The organism is Actinoallomurus purpureus, from assembly GCF_024055795.1.
Classification (GTDB): domain Bacteria; phylum Actinomycetota; class Actinomycetes; order Streptosporangiales; family Streptosporangiaceae; genus Actinoallomurus; species Actinoallomurus purpureus.
In genome coordinates, this window is sequence record NZ_JAMXMY010000001.1 from 519,218 (window position 1) to 535,889 (window position 16,672).

A 16,672-nucleotide genomic window follows, 5' to 3' on the forward strand; every position below is an offset into this window, starting at 1 on the left:
CGTCTCAGTCGGCGGAGCGGAGCAGCGCGACGCCGCGGGGCGGGAGGTGCACCGTGTCGGCGGCGTCCGCCCCGTCCAGGAGGCCGCGCATCGGGGCGGGCAGGTGCACCGTCACGGGGGTGGCCCGGTGGTTGAGGACGATGTAGCAGGGGCCGTCGCCGGTCACCCTGGCCCGTGCCTGCACCCCGCCGGGCAGGCCGGGCAGGACGGGGCGGACACCGGCCCCCTCGCGGACCCGGTCGACGAGACCGCGCATGGTCACCGGGTCGGGGCGGGTGGCCAGATACCAGGCCGTGCCCCGGCCGTACCGGTGGCGCGTGACCGCCGGCCGGCCGGCCAGGTCGCCCGTCGTGAAGTGCTCGACGGCCTCGGCGCCCTCCAGGATCACCTCCTCCGACCACACGGTGCCGGTGCCCTGGGACAGCCCGATCCGCCCCGACTCCGGCAGCGGCCAGAACTCCTCCACCCGCAGCCCCAGCATCCGCCGGAACGGCCCGGGATACCCGCCCAGGTGGACCCGGTCATGCGGGTCGACGATGCCGGAGAAGAACGACATCACCAGCGTGCCGCCGCCCTCGACGTACCGTTCCAGATTGCGGGCGGCCTCTTCGGCGACCAGGTAGAGGTTGGGGACGACGACGAGCCGGTACGGCGACAGGTCGGCGTCCGGGCCGACGACGTCGCACGCGACGCTCGCGTCGTACAGCGGGCCGTGGTGCGCCCAGGCGGCGTCCAGGAAGCGCACGTCCGCGCTCGGGTGGGCGTCCTGTTCGAGCGCCCACCAGCTCGGCCAGTCCAGGACCATCGCGACGTCCGCGCGCGGTGCCCGCGCCCCCGCCAGCGCCGGCTGGGCGGCCAGTTCCCGGCCGAGCTCGCGGACCTCCTCGAACACTCGGCCCGTGGGCCCGCCGTGCGGGACCATCGCCGAGTGGAACTTCTCGGCGCCGCCCCGGGACTGCCGCCACTGGAAGAACATCACCGCGTCCGCCCCGTGCGCGACGGCCTGCCAGCTCCACAGCCGCATCGCGCCCGCGGGCTTGGGAGCGTTGCGGGCACGCCAGTTCACCGCGCTCGGCGCCTGCTCCATCAGCAGCCAGGGCTGCCCACCGCGCAGCGAGCGCATGACGTCGTACGAGAAGGCGACCTTGGCGTCGGCCGCCGGGTCGTGCGGATCGGGGTAGGCGTCGTAGGCGACGACGTCCAGGTGCGGCGCCCACGTCCACAGGTCGGCGGGCCGCAGCGAGGGCGGGAAGTTCGTGGTCACCGGGACGTCCGGGGTGACCCGCCGCAGGACCTCCTTCTCGAGGAGATAGCAGGCCAGCAGCTCGTCGGAGGAGAACCTCGCGTAGTCGACCGCGTGGGCGGGGTTGGCGAACGGCGCCGGGCTGCGCGGCGGCAGCACCTCGTCGAAGGAGGAGTACCGCTGGGACCAGAACGTCGTCGACCAGGCGTCGCCCAGGGCGTCGACCGAGTCGTACCGCTCCCGCAGCCAGTGCCGGAACGCGTCGGCGGAGACGTCGCAGTGGCACGGCGCCACGTTGCCGTACTCATTGCCGACGTGCCACAGCGCCAGGGCCGGGTGACCGGCGTAGCGGTCGGCGATCCGCTCGGCCAGGCGGACGGCGTGCTCCCGGTAGACCGGGCTGGACGGGCAGTAGTGCTGCCGCCCGCCCGGCCACATCCGTGCGCCGTCGGCGCCGGTCGGCAGGATCTCGGGGTGGCGCGCGGTGAGCCAGGGCGGCGGGGAGGCCGTCATCGTGGCCAGGCACGCGGCGACTCCGCCGTCGGCCAGCAGGTCCAGGACCCGGTCCAGCGTGCCGAACGTGTACGTCCCCGGCTCGGGCTCCACGGTCGCCCAGGAGAAGATCCCGACGCTGACCAGGTCGACGCCGGCCTCCTTCATGAGCCGGAGATCCTCCTCCCAGACCGGCTCGGGCCACTGCTCGGGGTTGTAGTCGCCGCCGTAGGCGATGCGCCCCAGGCGGTCCCGGAGCCTGCCGATCCTGTTCACGTTCCCGCCGCTCCCTGTCGTGGTTCCCGGCCCGGCGGCCGCATCCAGACATAGGACGTCCTATGTCCGGCGTAACATAACCGCCTTCCGAAATGGCGGTCAAGGGCGGGCCTCAGGGGCGGGCGTCGCCGGCGGGCCGGTCGCGGCGGGCGGCCTTCTCCACGCGGGTGTCGATGTTACGGAAATGCCTGCTCAATGCCTGTTCGGCAGCCTCGACGTCTCGTCGCCGCAGCGCGGTGACGATCGCGCGGTGGCGCCGGACGGTGCCGATGGGGGAGGGGTCGTGGTTCCAGCCGCGGATGCCGGACACGCGGTCGAAGACCTTCCAGAACACCTCGAGGAACTGCGGGACGAGGGCGTTGCCGAGCGAGCGGTACAGCAGTTCGTGGAACTGCCGGTCCTCCTCCGCGAAGGTCTCCCCGGCCCGTGCCCGCGTCTCCATCCGGCGGACGACGGCGTCGAGCGCGGCGATGTCCTCCTCCGGGATGGTGGTGGCCACGCGCCGGATCAGCCCCGCCTCCAGGATCTCCCGCACCTGGAGGATCTCGCTGAGCGCGCGGACGTCACTGCCCAGCTCGTGCAGCGTGCGGAAGGTCAGGCCGTCGGCGAGCGGGGTGAGCGACAGCTGCCCGACGTAGGTGCCGTAGCCGTGGCGGACCTCGACGATGTCCAGGGCCTGCAGGCCCTTCAGGGCCTCCCGGATGGAGTTGCGGCTGACCCCGAGCTCCTCCATGAGCTCCGTCTCGGTGGGGAGGGGGTCGCCGGACCGCAGGCGCCGGTCGAGGATCAGCTGCATGATCTCGTGCTGGACCTGACCGCCGACCCGTCGCGCCAGGCCGCGCGGGGCCCGCCTCTCCGTCACTCCAACCTCCGGGCGACGCGCGGGGTCATCGGCTATCACCCTACGCCCGGATGTGCTCGTCGCCGCGCCGTCGGGAGCATCGTACGCGTCCTGACGTCGTTACATCCCACGTCCGACGTTCACAGCGCGGCGTGGCGGCCGGTCACAGGCGGGCGACGCCGCCGAGCACCCGCAGCGGCCCCGGCGTCCGGTGCCGCGCGGTCCGCCAGCAGGCGACGTCGACCAGGCCCGGAGACAGGAGGTCCCGGCCGTGAAACGCCGCCTCGATCTCCTCCGGCGTCCGCGTGATCAGCGGGGCCGGCGCGTCGGCGTAGGTCCGGCTCAAGATCATCAAGTAGGCATCTACGATTGGACGTAACTACGTTTCTTCGTAATAATCGGCGCCATGAGCGATGAACCGCCCGACGCGGCGTTCCTGGCCGAGCGGCTGGCGCGGCTGGAGGAGCGCGTGGGCCGCCTGGAGGCGGACCGGTCCGTAGAGCCCGCCGCCGGACCCCCCGAAGCCGGTGCCTTCTGGGCGCTCGACGCGTTGAAAGAGCGCGTGGCGGCCCCGGGCGCGGTGCTGTTCACGGGCACGGTCGACCTGCCGACGGGGGAGCACTACGAGTGGCAGGAGGGCCGGACCACCGAGGACCTGACGGGCGCCGACTGGGCGCAGGGCGCCGCGGCGCTCGCGGCGCTGGCGCACCCGGTCCGGCTGCTGCTCCTGCGCGAGATCCTCCTCGGCACCCGCACGACCGCCGCGCTGGGCGAGCACGAGCAGTTGGGCACGAGCGGGCAGCTGTACCACCACCTGCGGCAACTGGTCGCCGCGGGATGGCTGCGCGCCGAGGGGCGGGGTGAGTACGCCGTCCCCGCCGAACGCGTCGTGCCGTTGCTCGCCCTGCTGCTGGCCGCACGCCGCTGACACCCGAAACGAGGTCGTAGGCGCCGTCGACCGGGTCCGCGGCGGCGCCGGGGCGTCAGCGCACGCCGTGGGCCAGCAGCGCGTGCGCGGGCACGCGCACCCGCCCGTTCCCGGTCGCGTACGGTGCCAGGATCCGGTCGTAGGCCTCCTTGACCCGGGCGACGGTCGCCGGATCCTGCCGCGCCAGCACGACGCCGTTCGAGCCGACCCTGGCCATCGCCCCCGTCCGCCACCACTCCTCCGGTTCGAACTCGAAATCCCAGTCGAGCTCGTCCACCGTGACCTCACGGAACATCCGGCCCACCAGGTCGCCGAACGCCTCCCGCCGGCCGTACTCCATGAACGGGCTCGCCGGCACGTCCTCCGGCCAGGGGACGCCGACCGCCTCCATGGCGTGGTGGACGACGGCGAGCACCCCGCTGCCCGGCATCGTCCAGCAGGTCAGCGCCAGGCGCCCACCGGGCCGCAGCACCCGCCGCAGCTCCTCCAGCGCCGCCGCCGGTTCACCGACATGGTTGATGACGAAGTTTCCGGCCACCGCGTCGAACGACGCTTCAGCGAAGGGCAGCGAGGGAAGGACGGCGACGTGCACCTTCGCCTCGGGCACGTTGCGCGCCGCGGCCTCGGCCATCTCCGGGTCGGCGTCCACGGCGGACACCTGGGCGCCCCGGCGCACCGCCGCGGCCGCCACCGGGCCGGGGCCCGTCCCCACGTCGAGCACCCGGTCGCCCGCCCGCACCCCGGCGGCGTCCAGCAGCCGCTCGACCGTGCACCCGCTCAACCGCGCGAAGCCCCGTTCGTACGCCTCGGCCCGCCCTGCCCACAGCTCACGCTCGTACGCGTCGAAGGACGTCATGCCCGGCAGCGTACGCACGGCCGGCGCCGTACGGCGCGCCGTCGGCGGATGCGGGATCTTCCCAGTTCGCGCCAGCTATATTCCTTGACAGTAATATAGCCATGCCATTATGTTGAAGCGATGACCGCGACCTTCGACGTACTGGCCGAACCGGCCCGCCGCCGCATCCTGGACCTGCTGCTGGAGCGTCCCCGCCTGGTCGGTGAGCTGACCGAACAGCTCGGCCTGACCCAGCCCGGCACTTCCAAGCACCTGCGGGTCCTGCGCGAGGCGGGCCTCGTCCGGGCCCGCCCCGAGGCGCAGCGGAGGTGGTACGAGCTCCGCCCGGAGCCGCTCGCCGAGGTCGACGCGTGGCTGGCCCCCTACCGGCGGCTGTGGGCCGACTCGCTCGACGCGCTGGAACGTCACCTGGACACGATGGAGACCGACGAGACATGAACCCGTCCCTGCACACCTCCGGCGGCCGCAGCGTCCTGCGGTTCGAGCGCCGGCTCGCACATCCGGTGGAGAAGGTCTGGCGCGCCCTCACCGACCCCGCCCATCTCACTCACTGGTTCCCCTCGACGGTGGAGGAGCTCGACCTCCGTCCCGGCGGGAAGATCAGGTTCCGCCAGGAGCACGAACAGCTACCCCTGGGCGCGGGCGAGATCACCGAGCTCGACCCGCCGCACGTGCTGGCCTTCACCTGGTACGACGATCCGCTGCGCTGGGAGCTGCGCCCCGACGGCCAGGGGTGCATCCTCGTCTTCACCCACACCTTCACCGACCGGCCGATGGCCGGCAGCTTCGCCGCCGGATGGGAGAGCTGCCTGTCCGCGCTGGAGTCGTCCCTGTCCGGGAACCCCACGGGGCTCGCGGCGGTGCCGGACGACTACGCCGGGCGGCACGACGCCTACGCCGAGGCGTTCGGCCTGGACGAGGGCGACCTGAGCGAGGACGCCGGCGGCTGGACGATCCGGTTCGAGCGCAACGTGCCGCACCCGATCGAGAAGGTCTGGCCGGCGCTCGCCGGGCCCGGAGCACCCGTCGCCGGCGGCACCCCGTCGCCGGAGGCCTCCGTCGACCCGGTGCCGCCGGGCGAGGTCACCGCAGTGGCCGCTCCGGAACTCCTGGAGTACGCCTGGCCGCCGGGAGACGAGCCCCTCGGGCGGGTGCGGTGGGAGCTGACCGGCGGCCATCCGGCGGGCACCCGGGTGGTGCTCACCCAGACCGGCCCGGCGAAGGAACGCGGGCGGCGCGCCGCGGCCCTCGCCGCCTGGCACCTGCGGCTGGACCTGCTGGCCGATCGGCTGCGGGGCGTCGAACGTCCCCGGCCCGGCGACCGGGCCGAAGAGCTGGAGCGTCGCTACGCGGCGCGGGCCGAGGCCAGGTAGACGACGTCCGGTTCGCCGCGCGCGACCTCGACCGGACGTGCGGACACGCCGGTGAACCGCTCCCGGAGCCGTTCCTCGAACGCCGGGACGGCGGCGGCGCTCCACACCGCCAGGACCCCGCCGGGCCGCAGGCGACGTGCCAGCAGATCCAGGCCCTCGGGGCCGTACAGCGCGGCGTTGCCCTCGGTGACCGTCCACTCCGGCCCGTTGTCGATGTCCAGGCACATCGCGTCGTACGGATCTCCCGGCGCGCGCAGCCAGGCCAGGAGATCGGCGCACTCCACGCGCACGCGCGGGTCGTCGACGGCGCCTTCGGAGTAGGGCCGCAGCGGCCCGGCGTGCCAGCCGATCACCGCTGCCTCGCGCTCGACGACGGTCACGCGCTGGGCGTACGGCGAGCGCAGGGCCTCGGCGAGGGAGAAGCCGACGCCGAGGCCGCCGATGAGCACGTCGGCCGGGCGGCCGAGGAGGTCGAGCGCGGCGCGGACGAGGAGACGCTCCGACGCGCCGGCCCGCGTGTCCATGAGGAACACGCCATTGCTGATGATCTCGAAGTGCTCGCCGTCGCCGCGCAGCACCAGCTCGCCGTGCGGGCCCCGCCGCCGGTCGTGGACCTCCATGAGCCGCCATCCTACCGCCGTTCAAGATCACCACAGGGTTTCGGTGATCCTCGTCCGGGGCGGCGAGTGCCGTGTGAGGTTGGTCGCGTCACCGGTTTTGCCCGCGTTCACCGAGGAGGAGCGCGGAGCTCGGCCTCACCGCCCGGTCCGCGCGCGGTAGGGACCGGCCGGGCGGCCGGGGATTCTGTGAACGCGAGGTGACGGAGAGTTGTCCAGTGAGGTCGCGGTGGCCGAATAGGTCGTCAACGAAAGGGAATGACCAGCCCGTACAGCTTCGTACGGAAGGGGGAGCCGATGGGTCTCCTGGACAAGCTGAAGAACAGCATGCAGAAGGCGAAGGGCCGCGGCAAGGAGGCGGCGGGCCGGACCGCCGACGACCCGTACCTCGAGTCCGAGGGGCGCAGGGACCGCACGGCGGGCGGCGCCAAGCAGGTCGGCGAGCAGGCCAAGGACACCGCGAAGGAAGTCCGTCGCACCTTCGAGCGGTAACACCTGAGCAGGAAGGCCGCCGGCAGTAGCAGTGCCGGCGGCCTTTGCTGCGAGACACTCTTCGGCCGTCCGGCTGGAGTGGGCTGCGCCGTGCATACCGCGATGTCAAGCCCTCGATCTGCTCGGAGAACGTCCTGACCCGGCAGCCAGTGTGATCGCAGAAGAACCGGCGGGCCCGCAGCCGGATCGCCACCCGCCGTCCGCCGAGGGCTGCGTCCGCCAGCCGCCGGTCATACCGACTATGCACTCGCTCCGACCAGCCGCCACACGAGGAACACATCGCCCCATCGGCGCGAGGGCTGACCCCGATCGACACGTACGCCTCGGCCAACTCCACGCGGTCGACGAGGACCCCGGACAGATGCGGCAGAAGTACTTCAAGACTTTGATGATCACACCCCGAGCATGATCACAGAACGCACCCGCCACCGGGGCTGAAACGATCACGAGATGTGGGCCAGATCCAGATCCAGTTTTCACGTGTCGGTGGATTAGGGCTTCCGGCGGTGCGGGGCCGGGTCTGGCCATCGTCTGGGCGGTCGCCGAAGCCTACGGAGGGTGGGCCGAGGCAGCGAACCGGCAGGCGGACACAAGGGCAGCGATGTGGATCGTCCTGCTGCGATTCGCGCCGGTGCCGCTCCGGTGGCAGAACATCGGGTCGTCTACCGAGCGTTATTACTATCCATGTAGTAGCTTATCTGAGAGTTAGGTGGGCGATGCGGAAGGGCACGAGTGCCTCCGCGTCGGTGCGACCGCTGACCCGGTAGTTCGAATCGGGAGAAGCGTTCGCCGTTTCCTGCGTGCCGGGCCGGTCATGGGGGCCTGATCCGGCCCAAATCAACCACACAGTCATCGGCCGACAGCCGTTGTCGGCCAAGCCGTACACGTGCGCCGAACCTGTCACCAACTCCGGGGGAGAGATGACGAGGCCGGAAGCCTTGACCGACGCCGACATCGCCGGCGCCGGCAGATACGTGATGAAGAAGTTGCCAGAGGTCACTCTGGCTTTCTGGATAATGAAGATCGCTGCGACAACGCTCGGCGAGACGGCGGGCGACCTGTTCGCCCAGACGCTGAAGCTGGGCTACTTCCTCACGACGATCGCACTGTTCCTGATCTTCCTTGTCACGCTGGTGATCCAGCTTGCTTCAAAGCGGTACAACCCGTTCTTCTACTGGACGGTGATCATGTCCACGAGCACGGTCGGCACCACCACGTCGGACTTCATGAACCGCGAAGCGAGCGCCAAATACCTCCCCGAAGGGGCGAAATCGCTCGGCTGGGGACCGCAAGGTCTCGGCCTGGGTTACCCGGCCGGAGCCGCGATCTTGATCTCGATCCTGATCGCCATCTTCGTCGTCTGGAAGTTCACCGGGCTGACCTTCGCGATCCGCGATATCGACACTTTCCGCGGCGAAACGTTGTTCTGGTCGGCGATCCTCGTCTCCAACACGCTGGGCACCTCGATGGGCGACTTTCTGTCCGACAGCTCAGGTCTCGGATACAGCGGCGGCGTCCTGCTCATCACCGGACTGCTCGCCGCACTCCTCGCGCTCAGATACGTGCCCGCCGTGCCGAACGTGCTGCTGTTCTGGCTCGCCTTCGTCCTGACCCGCCCATTCGGCGCCACGGCCGGCGACCTCCTCACCAAGCCGACCGCGAAAGGCGGCCTCGACGTCGGCACCGCCGGCTCGTCCGCTGTTCTCCTCGCGGTCCTGTTCGCCCTGATGGGCTGGGCCCACATCCGGAACAATCGTCAGCCGGCCACGCGCATCTCCTGAGCCGCCGGCCGCAGGCAGGCGAAGACTCACTCCCGGCCGTACCCCGCTCAGTCCCGGGCCGTGGGGAGCAGGAGGGTGAAGGTCACGGGTGCGGGCCGGGTCAGGAGCAGGCGACCGCCTTCGGCCTCGGCGAGGCTGCGGGCCATGGCCAGGCCGATGCCGTGTCCGGAGGCGCCGGCCGCGCGGCGGCGGAAGAGCTCGTCCGGTGACTGCGTGATGCCGGGGCCCTCGTCGGCGACGTCGACGGCGAGGGCGTCCCCGGCGTCGCGGACGCTGACCGCGACCGGGCCCGCGCCGTGTCGTGCGGCGTTGTCGATCAGGACGTCGAGGATCTGGCGGACGGCCGCGCTGGAGGCGTGGGCCGGGGGCAGGTCCGGTTCGATGGTCAGGCGCAGCGGGCGGCCGCGGGCGGCCAGGCCGGCGTGCCAGTTCTGACGAATCTCATCGATGAGGACCTTGGCATCGAGGGTCCCGCTGCGGTCGGGGACGTCGCGCGCCAGGGTGAGCAGGTCGTCGATGATCGTCTGGAGGCGGTTGGTCGCGGCGATGGCCGTCGTGATCTCCTTCTCGGAGGCCGCCGCCGGGGTGTCCCTCATGGCCTCCAGGGTGAGCCGCAGGCCGGTCAGCGGGGTGCGCAGCTGGTGGGAGGCATCGGCGGTGAAGGCGCGTTCGCGGGCGAGCAGGGTGCCGAGGCGTTCGGCGGTGGCGTTGAGGCTGGCGGCGAGCGAGTCGATCTCGGGGATTCCGCTGGGCCCGGTTCGTACGCTCAGGTCGCCGTCGCTGAGCCGCTGGGCGTTGGCCGACATCTCCTCCAGCGGCCGGGCCAGGCGCCGGGCCTGACGCCGGGCGAGGATCGCGGTGAGCCCGATCGCCAGCAGCGCGACCCCCAGCATGACGAGCCAGGTCCGCGCGATGCGCCGGTGGACGACCTCCTTCCCGGTGGCCGCGCGGATCGCGCCGGTCACGCGTTCGTTGTCCGAGATCGGCACGGCGACGACGATGTCGGGCCCCGTGGATTCGTTGGCCGCGCTGCCGCGCAGCGCATCACGGACCGCTCCGTCGGCGTGGACCGGTCCGCGACCGGTGATCCTGCGCCCGGCGGCGTCGTAGACGCCGAGTGTCATGTCGGGTTCGGTCCGGGGCAGTTCGATGGGGTCGCCTCCGGTCAGCTGCGCGGGTGCGACCGCGACGGTGGTGCCGGTGGCCAACCGGGACAGTTCGGCTCGCTCATCGGCCGTGTAGGAGCGCGCCGTACCGATGGCGAACGGCACGCCGAACAGGCTGATCGCCAGGACGGCGGCCAGCACCGCCAAGGTCACGATGCGTCTGCGCATGCCCGTCCCCCTCGAGCGACTGCCGATTGCGGGCCTGCTGCCAGTCTGCCGTCACGGTCGCCGATCGGACGGTTCCGACCACCTATTTTGCCGTCGTCTAGCCATTGGGGCCGGGTCGGCTAACCGGCGGGTTCCTAGCGTCAGGTGAGTTGGAGGGATTTCTCCGGAGATCGGGGGCCGCTCATGAGAACTCGTCGAAGCGTGATCCACGCCGGGAGCGCGATCGTGCTCATGGCCGCGCTGGCCGCGTGCGGCGGCGGAAACGGCCGGTCGGTCGCCGCGTCGGGCCAGACCGCCGCCGGCGCGCCCCCGCCGCCGCCCACGCCGAAGGAGTCCAACCCTCCCGGCGACATCCCCGACAGCCAGGTCTTCGTGCCGTTCACCGCGGCGGGCGGTCTGTTCACCGTCAAGGTCCCCGAAGGCTGGGCGCGGAGCCAGAGCGGGTCCGCGACGGTGTTCACCGACAAGTTGAACATCGTCCGTGTCGAGGCGCGCCCGGCGGCCAGCGCACCGACCGTGGCCTCGGCGCGGGCGACGGAACTGACGCAGATCCGGTCCTCCACCCCTGGGTTCAGGCAGGGCGATGTCACCGTGGTGCAGCGGAAGGCGGGCCCCGCCGTGCGGATCACCTACCGGGCCCAGTCTCCTGCCAACCCGGTGACCGGCAAGACCATCCAGGACGAGGTCGAACGCTATGAGTTCTGGAAGGCCGGCAACGAGGCGATCCTCACCCTGTCGGGCCCGGTGGGCGCCGACAACGTCGACCCGTGGCGGCTCGTCACCGACTCCCTGCGGTGGCAGCGATGAGCCCAGGCGCCGGCGTTTCCACGACCGGCGAGGACCTGGACGAGGACGTCGCGCTGTCGGCCCGTACGCTCTACCGCTTCTTCCGCGCCGGGGAGGAGGAGACGCTGGCGCTGCGCGGCGTGTCCTTGTCGCTGCGCGCGGGGGAGCTGGTGGCGGTCGTAGGCCCCTCCGGGTCGGGCAAGTCGACTCTGCTGGCGTGCCTGGCCGGGCTGGACGAGCCCGACGGCGGCACCGTCATGGTCGGCGGGCGGCGCATCAGCCATCAGCCCGAGACCGTACGGACCCGGCTGCGCGCCCGCATGATCGGACTGGTGTTCCAATCCGGGAACCTCCTGGAACACCTGACCGTCCGGCAGAACATCCGGCTGGCCCAGCGGCTCGCCGCCCGCGGTCGGCGCGACGACGCCGACGTGCTGCTGGAGCTGGTGGGGCTCTCGGCACGCGGCGAGGCGTACCCGAGCCGGTTGTCCGGCGGTGAGGCGACGCGCGCCGGCCTGGCGGTCGCCCTGGCAGGCGACCCCGCCGTGGTGCTGGCCGACGAACCGACCGGCGAGCTCGACTCGGCCACCGAACGGCAGATCCTCGATCTCCTGGCCGAGCGCGCGCGCTCCGGGGTGGCGGTGCTGGTGGCCGGTCACAGTCCGGCCGTAGCCGCCGCCGCCGACCGCGTCATCCGGCTCCGTGACGGGCAGATGGTCTGATGAGCCTGCGCGACGGCGCCACCACGCGGGCGGACGGCGCGCCGGCCGGGCCCGCCGACGGCGCACTGGTGCGGTGCGTGAACGTGGCGCGCACCTTCGGTACCGGTCCGACGGCCGTCGTCGCCGTGCACGACGTGTCCTGCACGGTGCCGTCCGGGGCGCGCGTGGCGCTGATGGGGCCGTCTGGATCAGGCAAGTCCACCCTGTTGCACCTGATCGCGGGCCTGGAAGCCCCGACCGGCGGGACGATCGCCTGGCCGGGCCTCGGCGCCGGCCCGAACGGCAGACCCGGCCCGATCGGCGTGATCTTCCAGGGGCCCAGCCTTATCCCCACGCTGGACGTCACCGAGAACGTCGCCCTGCCGCTGCTGTTCGCCGGCGTGCCCGCCGAGGCCGCCACCGTAAGCGCGACGGCGGCCCTGGACCGGGTCGGGATCGCCGACCTGGGGCCGAAGCTCCCCGAAGAGCTGTCCGGCGGACAGGCCCAGCGCGCCGCCGCCGCGCGCGTGATCGCAGGCCGTCCGAGGCTCATCCTGGCCGACGAGCCCACCGGCCAGCTCGACCACGAGACCGGCGGCCACGTCATCTCCGTGCTGCTGGAGGCAGCCGAGGAACTCGAGGCCGCGCTGATCGTCGCCACGCACGACGCCCAGATCGCCGCCCGGCTGCCCCACCGGTGGACCATGCGCGACGGCGGCCTCACCACGCGCGGCGCCGGCCCCGGCGACGACAGGAGGCCATGATGATCTGGATCTGGCTCCACGGCCTGGTCCGCAGGCGCACCGCCCGGATGGCCGCCGCGGCGGCAGGGGTCGCGGTCGCGGTGGCGCTGCTCGCCTGCCTCGGCGCGTTCCTCGCCGCTTCGAAGGCGACCATGACCGCGCGGGCCGCCTCCGGCGTCGCGGCCGACTGGCAGGTGCAGGTGACCGGCGGCACCGATGCGGGCTCGGTCCTCGGCGCCGTACGGGCCGACCCGGCGACCCGGCAGGCCCTCCCGGTCGGCTTCGCGCAGACCAGCGGCTTCACCTACACCGGGCCGACGACCCAGACCACCGGATCCGGAGTCGTGCTGGGCCTGCCTGACGACTATGCCCGGGCCTTCCCCGGCGAGCTCCGCACGCTCACCGGATCCGGAACCGGCGTGCTGCTGGCCCAGCAGACCGCCGCCAACCTGCACGCCGGACCCGGCGACACGATCAGCGTCGGCCGCGCGGGCATGGCTTCGGCACGCGTGCGCGTCGACGGAGTGGTGGACCTGCCACAGGCCGACTCGCTGTTCCAGAAGGTCGGCGCTCCCCCGGGCTCCCAGCCGTCGGCGCCGCCGGACAACGTGCTCCTGCTGCCCCAGGCCCTGTGGCACCAGGTGTTCGACCCGCAGGCCAGGACCCGCCCGGACCTGGTCACCACGCAGATCCACGTCAGCCGCTCCCACGCGCTGCCGTCGGACCCGGCTGCGGCCTACACGGCCATCACGGCGGCCGCCCGGAATCTCGAGGCCCGGACCGCGGGCGGTGCCGTCGTGGGGAACAACCTGGGGGCGGCGCTGGACTCCGCGCGCCAGGACGCGGCGTACGCGCAGATCCTGTTCCTGTTCCTCGGCCTGCCCGGGGCGGTCCTGGCCGGGCTGCTGACCGCCGCGATCGCGGGCGCCGGGGCGACCCGGCGGCGTCGCGAACAGGCGCTGCTGCGCTCCCGCGGCGCCTCCGTTCGCCAGGTGACGCGGCTGGCAGCCGTCGAGGCCGCCGTCGTGGGGGTCGCCGGCAGCGTCGTGGGTCTCGCCGGCGCGGCCCTGGTCGGCAGGCTGGCGTTCGGCTCGGCGCGGTTCGGCGCCACGACCGTGACCGCCGTCGCCTGGACCGCGGGTGCCGCCGTGGCCGGTCTCGTGATCGCCGCGCTCACCATCCTGGTGCCCGCGCATCGGGACGCTCGGGCGATGACCGTGAGCGCCGGACGCCTCACCGTCGGCCGTACCCGGGCACCCGGCTGGAGTCGCTACGGACTGGACTTCGTGCTGCTGGCCGCCGCCGGGGCGGTGTTCGCCGTGACCGGCCGCAACGGCTACCAGCTCGTCCTGGCACCGGAAGGGCAGCCCACCATCTCGGTGTCGTACTGGGCGTTCGCCGGACCCGCACTGCTGTGGCTCGGCACCGGGCTGCTCGTCTGGCGGCTGTACGACCTGCTGCTCGGCCGGGGACGGCGGCTCGTCGGTGCCGGGTTGCGTCCGCTGGCCCGTGGGCTGTCGGGCACGGTCGCCGGGAGTATGGCGCGCCAGCGCCGGCTGCTGGCCCGATCCATCGTGCTGCTCGCCCTGGCCGTGGCCTTCGCCGCCTCCACCGCGACCTTCAACTCCACCTATCGTCGGCAGGCCGAGGTCGACGCCCAGCTGACCAACGGCGCCGACGTCACCGTGACCGAATCGCCCGGCGCGTCCGTCGGCCCCGACCAGGCCCGGAGACTGGCCGCCGTGGCCGGGGTCGAGAGCGTCGAGCCGCTGCAGCACCGCTTCGCCTACGTCGGCTCGGACCTGCAGGACCTGTACGGCGTACGGCCCGGCACCATCAGACGCGCCACCGCCCTGCAGGACGCCTACTTCACCGGCGGCACCGCGAAGCAGCTGACCCGCACCCTGGCGGCCGAGCCGGACTCGATCCTGGTGTCGGCCGAGACGGTGAAGGACTTTCAGCTACGCCCCGGCGACCTGCTCAACCTCCGTTTGCAGGACGGCCGGACCAAGCGGTTCACCACCGTGCCGTTCCACTACGTCGGCATCGTCAAGGAGTTCCCGACCGCGCCGAAGGACAGCTTCCTGGTCGCCAACGCCTCGTACGTGACGCAGAAGACCGGCAGCGCCACGATCGGCGCGTTCCTGGTCGACACGGGCGGGCGCCACATCGCCTCGGTCGCCCACCGGGTCCGCGCCCTGCTCGGCCCCACCGCCACGGTGACGGATCTGGCCACCACCCGCCGGGTGGTCGGCTCGAGCCTGACCGCCGTCGACCTGGCCGGGCTGACGCGCGTCGAGCTTACGTTCGCGCTGCTGCTCGCTGCGGCCTCCGGAGGGCTGGTGCTCGCGCTCGGCCTGGCCGAAAGACGCCGCACGTTCGCGATCGCGATCGCGCTCGGTGCGAACCAGCGGCAGCTGCGCGGCTTCGTGTCCGGGGAGGCCGCGACCCTGGCGGTCGGCGGGCTGGTCGCCGGCACGGTGATCGGCGCGCTGCTGTCGCAGATGCTGGTCAAGGTCCTGACCGGCGTCTTCGATCCGCCGCCGTCGGCACCGACGGTGCCCTGGCCCTATCTCACGGCCCTCGGGTCGATCACCGTCGCGGCGCTGGCCGCGGTGGCCGCCGTAGCCGTACGACTGGCGCGCCGTCCCGCCGTGCAGGTCCTGCGGGAGCTATGAGGGTCAACCGGGGGTATCGAGCCGGTAGCCGTGGCCGCGCAGGGTGACGATGCGCGGGATGACGACAGTCTCGTCGGCCGCCTCCGCCAGCTTGCGGCGCAGCGCCGCAACGTGCACGTCCAGGGTCTTGGTCGATCCGAACCAGTTCTCGTCCCACACGTCGGCCATCAGGTCCTCCCGGCTGACGGCCACCCCGGGCTCACCCGCGAGCCTGGCCAGCAGGTCGAACTCCTTGGCCCGCAAGGTCACCTCGCGATCCGCGGCGAAGCACCGGCGAGCCGCCGTGTCCACCACGAGATCGCCGATCGCGAACCGCGACGGCCGCGCGGCCGACGGCGCACCGCGCCGCAAGTGCGCCCGTATCCGGGCGAGCAGCTCCGCGAACCCGAACGGCTTGGTCACATAGTCGTCCGCGCCCGCCTCCAGCCCCACCACGACGTCCATCTCCGCATCGCGCGCGGTCACGATGACCAGCACGCATCCTGCCTGGACGGCTCGGATCCGGCCGCACACCTCGATCCCGTCCAGATCCGGCAGGCCCAGGTCCAGCAGCACGAGGTCGAACGGCATCAGCGTCGCCTCACGGATCGCCCCGCGCCCCGAACGCCGCCAGACCACCTCGTGATCGTGCAGGCGAAGCCGGGACTCCAGGTGACTCCCGATCGTCTCGTCGTCCTCGACGATGAGCAGACGCGCCACTCGCTCATTCTAGAAAATCCCTGGGGCCATCTACTATCGTAATAGTAGAAATCTTCTAAGATGAGTGGAAACGATGCTGGTCAACCTCCTGTTCGGCAGCGCCAGCCTGGTGTTCATCTGGCCGGTGTCTCCCGAACGGAACGGTGCGGAGCGGCAATGCTGGAAGGCCGGGCACCGCGAAGATCCACGCTCCGAAGAGAGCCTCGAGACCCGCACCTCCGGCGCCCAGACCAACACGCGCCGCGGCGGCCCGGCCATCCGGTCGGCGGCGAGCACGAGCGCCGGCGCGATCCACACCCAGTGGTGCGACCAGCAGACCGGTCATCGCGCAGGTCACGACAGCGGCCGCCGCGACTCTGCCCGGTCGAGCTTGGGAACCACCAGGGTGCCAAACGGGACGCCACCACCGTGATCCCACCCCGATCACCCCTCGCCACTTGGCGGCTGGGGACACGTTCGGGTCCGGCCGCACCCGAGGATCAGCGGAGAGCCCTAACCGGGATCAGGGTGATCAACCGCGGGGCAGGGAAATGACGAACCGTCCGGCCGCAGTGCTGTCGTTCTGGCTCGCCTACGTCCTCACCCGGCCGCTCGGCGCCAACATTGGCGACTATCTCGGGTCCTCACACAGCGACGGCGGTCTGGGTCTGGGCACCCTCGGCACCAGCGTGCTGTTCCTGGGCGCCATCCTCGTCGTCGTCAGCTACCTCACCGTGACCCACAAGGACCAGACCGAACGCGCCTATCACCGCGCACACTGAACGCTCGCTGTACTGAGCGTGAAGGTGGACCGCCGTGGCGGGTCTTTACGGTGTGTTCAGACCGTTGCGAG

At 72.2% G+C, this 16,672-nt stretch carries 18 protein-coding genes and 1 pseudogene; 11 read left to right on the plus strand and 8 right to left on the minus strand.

Features of this window, described 5'->3' with window-relative positions:
• Window positions 1-4 precede the first annotated feature (4 nt).
• The 3 genes from NE236_RS02345 to NE236_RS02355 form a co-directional block, all read right to left on the minus strand.
• Window positions 5-2,011, minus strand: a complete 2,007-nt coding sequence (locus NE236_RS02345; protein ID WP_252840087.1) for a beta-galactosidase — start codon at window positions 2,009-2,011, stop codon at window positions 5-7.
• 112 nt (window positions 2,012-2,123) lie between these two features.
• A complete protein-coding gene (locus tag NE236_RS02350; protein WP_252840088.1) occupies window positions 2,124-2,873 on the minus strand; it encodes a FadR/GntR family transcriptional regulator in 750 nt (249 codons plus the stop codon).
• 142 nt (window positions 2,874-3,015) lie between these two features.
• The gene (locus NE236_RS02355) at window positions 3,016-3,204 is read right to left on the minus strand and encodes an SAM-dependent methyltransferase (RefSeq protein WP_252840089.1); all 189 of its coding nucleotides are present in this window, start codon (window positions 3,202-3,204) and stop codon (window positions 3,016-3,018) included.
• A 54-nt stretch (window positions 3,205-3,258) separates the two neighbouring features.
• On the opposite strand from NE236_RS02355, the gene NE236_RS02360 reads away from it, so the two are divergent.
• Window positions 3,259-3,780: an ArsR family transcriptional regulator gene (locus tag NE236_RS02360; RefSeq protein ID WP_252840090.1), complete on the plus strand. Its 522-nt coding sequence runs from the start codon at window positions 3,259-3,261 to the stop codon at window positions 3,778-3,780.
• 55 nt (window positions 3,781-3,835) lie between these two features.
• On the opposite strand, the gene NE236_RS02365 is transcribed toward NE236_RS02360, so the two are convergent.
• Window positions 3,836-4,636, minus strand: coding sequence for a class I SAM-dependent methyltransferase (locus tag NE236_RS02365; RefSeq protein WP_252840091.1), 801 nt, complete (start codon window positions 4,634-4,636; stop codon window positions 3,836-3,838).
• A 120-nt stretch (window positions 4,637-4,756) separates the two neighbouring features.
• Between NE236_RS02365 and NE236_RS02370 the strand changes: the two genes are divergently transcribed.
• Both NE236_RS02370 and NE236_RS02375 read left to right on the plus strand, forming a co-directional pair.
• Entirely contained in the window at window positions 4,757-5,074 is a 318-nt protein-coding gene (locus NE236_RS02370) for an ArsR/SmtB family transcription factor (RefSeq protein ID WP_252840092.1), read from the plus strand.
• Window positions 5,071-6,009, plus strand: a complete 939-nt coding sequence (locus NE236_RS02375) for an SRPBCC family protein (protein ID WP_252840093.1) — start codon at window positions 5,071-5,073, stop codon at window positions 6,007-6,009. Before NE236_RS02370 ends, NE236_RS02375 begins: the two co-directional genes overlap by 4 nt.
• Here the strand turns inward: NE236_RS02375 and NE236_RS02380 are convergent.
• Window positions 5,982-6,629: a spermine/spermidine synthase domain-containing protein gene (locus NE236_RS02380; protein ID WP_252840094.1), complete on the minus strand. Its 648-nt coding sequence runs from the start codon at window positions 6,627-6,629 to the stop codon at window positions 5,982-5,984. The two genes, NE236_RS02375 and NE236_RS02380, sit on opposite strands and share 28 nt — an antisense overlap.
• A gap of 255 nt (window positions 6,630-6,884) precedes the next feature.
• Here NE236_RS02380 and NE236_RS02385 point away from each other — a divergent pair, with 255 nt between their 5' ends.
• Window positions 6,885-7,118 carry a CsbD family protein gene (locus NE236_RS02385; protein ID WP_252840095.1) on the plus strand — a complete coding sequence of 78 codons (234 nt, stop codon included), beginning with the start codon at window positions 6,885-6,887 and terminating at the stop codon, window positions 7,116-7,118.
• Window positions 7,119-7,281: 163 nt separating this feature from the next.
• On the opposite strand, the pseudogene NE236_RS44940 reads toward NE236_RS02385, so the two are convergent.
• Window positions 7,282-7,398, minus strand: a pseudogene (locus tag NE236_RS44940) (transposase family protein); the annotation flags it as partial.
• Between the two features lie 658 nt (window positions 7,399-8,056).
• On the opposite strand from NE236_RS44940, the gene NE236_RS02390 reads away from it, so the two are divergent.
• Entirely contained in the window at window positions 8,057-8,899 is an 843-nt protein-coding gene (locus NE236_RS02390; protein ID WP_252840096.1) for a COG4705 family protein, read from the plus strand.
• 47 nt (window positions 8,900-8,946) lie between these two features.
• On the opposite strand, the gene NE236_RS02395 is transcribed toward NE236_RS02390, so the two are convergent.
• A complete protein-coding gene (locus NE236_RS02395; protein WP_252840097.1) occupies window positions 8,947-10,233 on the minus strand; it encodes a HAMP domain-containing sensor histidine kinase in 1,287 nt (428 codons plus the stop codon).
• Between the two features lie 183 nt (window positions 10,234-10,416).
• On the opposite strand from NE236_RS02395, the gene NE236_RS02400 reads away from it, so the two are divergent.
• From NE236_RS02400 to NE236_RS02415, 4 genes are read left to right on the plus strand one after another with little or no spacing between them, the layout of a single operon-like run.
• On the plus strand, window positions 10,417-11,040 hold the full coding sequence (locus NE236_RS02400) for a hypothetical protein (protein WP_252840098.1): 624 nt from the start codon (window positions 10,417-10,419) through the stop codon (window positions 11,038-11,040).
• Window positions 11,037-11,741, plus strand: a complete 705-nt coding sequence (locus NE236_RS02405; protein ID WP_252840099.1) for an ABC transporter ATP-binding protein — start codon at window positions 11,037-11,039, stop codon at window positions 11,739-11,741. Before NE236_RS02400 ends, NE236_RS02405 begins: the two co-directional genes overlap by 4 nt.
• A complete protein-coding gene (locus tag NE236_RS02410; RefSeq protein ID WP_252840100.1) occupies window positions 11,741-12,484 on the plus strand; it encodes an ABC transporter ATP-binding protein in 744 nt (247 codons plus the stop codon). Before NE236_RS02405 ends, NE236_RS02410 begins: the two co-directional genes overlap by 1 nt.
• Complete coding sequence (locus NE236_RS02415) at window positions 12,484-15,141, plus strand: ABC transporter permease (protein ID WP_252840101.1); 2,658 nt, start codon at window positions 12,484-12,486, stop codon at window positions 15,139-15,141. Before NE236_RS02410 ends, NE236_RS02415 begins: the two co-directional genes overlap by 1 nt.
• Before the next feature lie 3 nt (window positions 15,142-15,144).
• Here the strand turns inward: NE236_RS02415 and NE236_RS02420 are convergent, their stop codons facing one another.
• Window positions 15,145-15,840 carry a response regulator transcription factor gene (locus tag NE236_RS02420; protein ID WP_252840102.1) on the minus strand — a complete coding sequence of 232 codons (696 nt, stop codon included), beginning with the start codon at window positions 15,838-15,840 and terminating at the stop codon, window positions 15,145-15,147.
• Window positions 15,841-15,913: 73 nt separating this feature from the next.
• Here NE236_RS02420 and NE236_RS02425 point away from each other — a divergent pair, with 73 nt between their 5' ends.
• Window positions 15,914-16,252: a hypothetical protein gene (locus tag NE236_RS02425; protein WP_252840103.1), complete on the plus strand. Its 339-nt coding sequence runs from the start codon at window positions 15,914-15,916 to the stop codon at window positions 16,250-16,252.
• Window positions 16,253-16,370: 118 nt separating this feature from the next.
• On the plus strand, window positions 16,371-16,601 hold the full coding sequence (locus tag NE236_RS02430; RefSeq protein WP_252840104.1) for a COG4705 family protein: 231 nt from the start codon (window positions 16,371-16,373) through the stop codon (window positions 16,599-16,601).
• Window positions 16,602-16,672: the final 71 nt, after the last annotated feature.

Bases quoted from the DNA above. Each gene is read 5' to 3' on its own strand.
- NE236_RS02355 (WP_252840089.1), bottom strand. From the start codon at position 3,204: ATGATCTTGAGCCGGACCTACGCCGACGCGCCGGCCCCGCTGATCACG.
- NE236_RS02360 (WP_252840090.1), top strand. From the start codon at position 3,259: ATGAGCGATGAACCGCCCGACGCGGCGTTCCTGGCCGAGCGGCTGGCG.
- NE236_RS02365 (WP_252840091.1), bottom strand. From the start codon at position 4,636: ATGACGTCCTTCGACGCGTACGAGCGTGAGCTGTGGGCAGGGCGGGCC.
- NE236_RS02370 (WP_252840092.1), top strand. From the start codon at position 4,757: ATGACCGCGACCTTCGACGTACTGGCCGAACCGGCCCGCCGCCGCATC.
- NE236_RS02375 (WP_252840093.1), top strand. From the start codon at position 5,071: ATGAACCCGTCCCTGCACACCTCCGGCGGCCGCAGCGTCCTGCGGTTC.
- NE236_RS02380 (WP_252840094.1), bottom strand. From the start codon at position 6,629: ATGGAGGTCCACGACCGGCGGCGGGGCCCGCACGGCGAGCTGGTGCTG.
- NE236_RS02385 (WP_252840095.1), top strand. From the start codon at position 6,885: ATGACCAGCCCGTACAGCTTCGTACGGAAGGGGGAGCCGATGGGTCTC.
- NE236_RS02395 (WP_252840097.1), bottom strand. From the start codon at position 10,233: ATGCGCAGACGCATCGTGACCTTGGCGGTGCTGGCCGCCGTCCTGGCG.
- NE236_RS02400 (WP_252840098.1), top strand. From the start codon at position 10,417: ATGAGAACTCGTCGAAGCGTGATCCACGCCGGGAGCGCGATCGTGCTC.
- NE236_RS02405 (WP_252840099.1), top strand. From the start codon at position 11,037: ATGAGCCCAGGCGCCGGCGTTTCCACGACCGGCGAGGACCTGGACGAG.
- NE236_RS02410 (WP_252840100.1), top strand. From the start codon at position 11,741: ATGAGCCTGCGCGACGGCGCCACCACGCGGGCGGACGGCGCGCCGGCC.
- NE236_RS02415 (WP_252840101.1), top strand. From the start codon at position 12,484: ATGATCTGGATCTGGCTCCACGGCCTGGTCCGCAGGCGCACCGCCCGG.
- NE236_RS02425 (WP_252840103.1), top strand. From the start codon at position 15,914: ATGCTGGTCAACCTCCTGTTCGGCAGCGCCAGCCTGGTGTTCATCTGG.
- NE236_RS02430 (WP_252840104.1), top strand. From the start codon at position 16,371: ATGACGAACCGTCCGGCCGCAGTGCTGTCGTTCTGGCTCGCCTACGTC.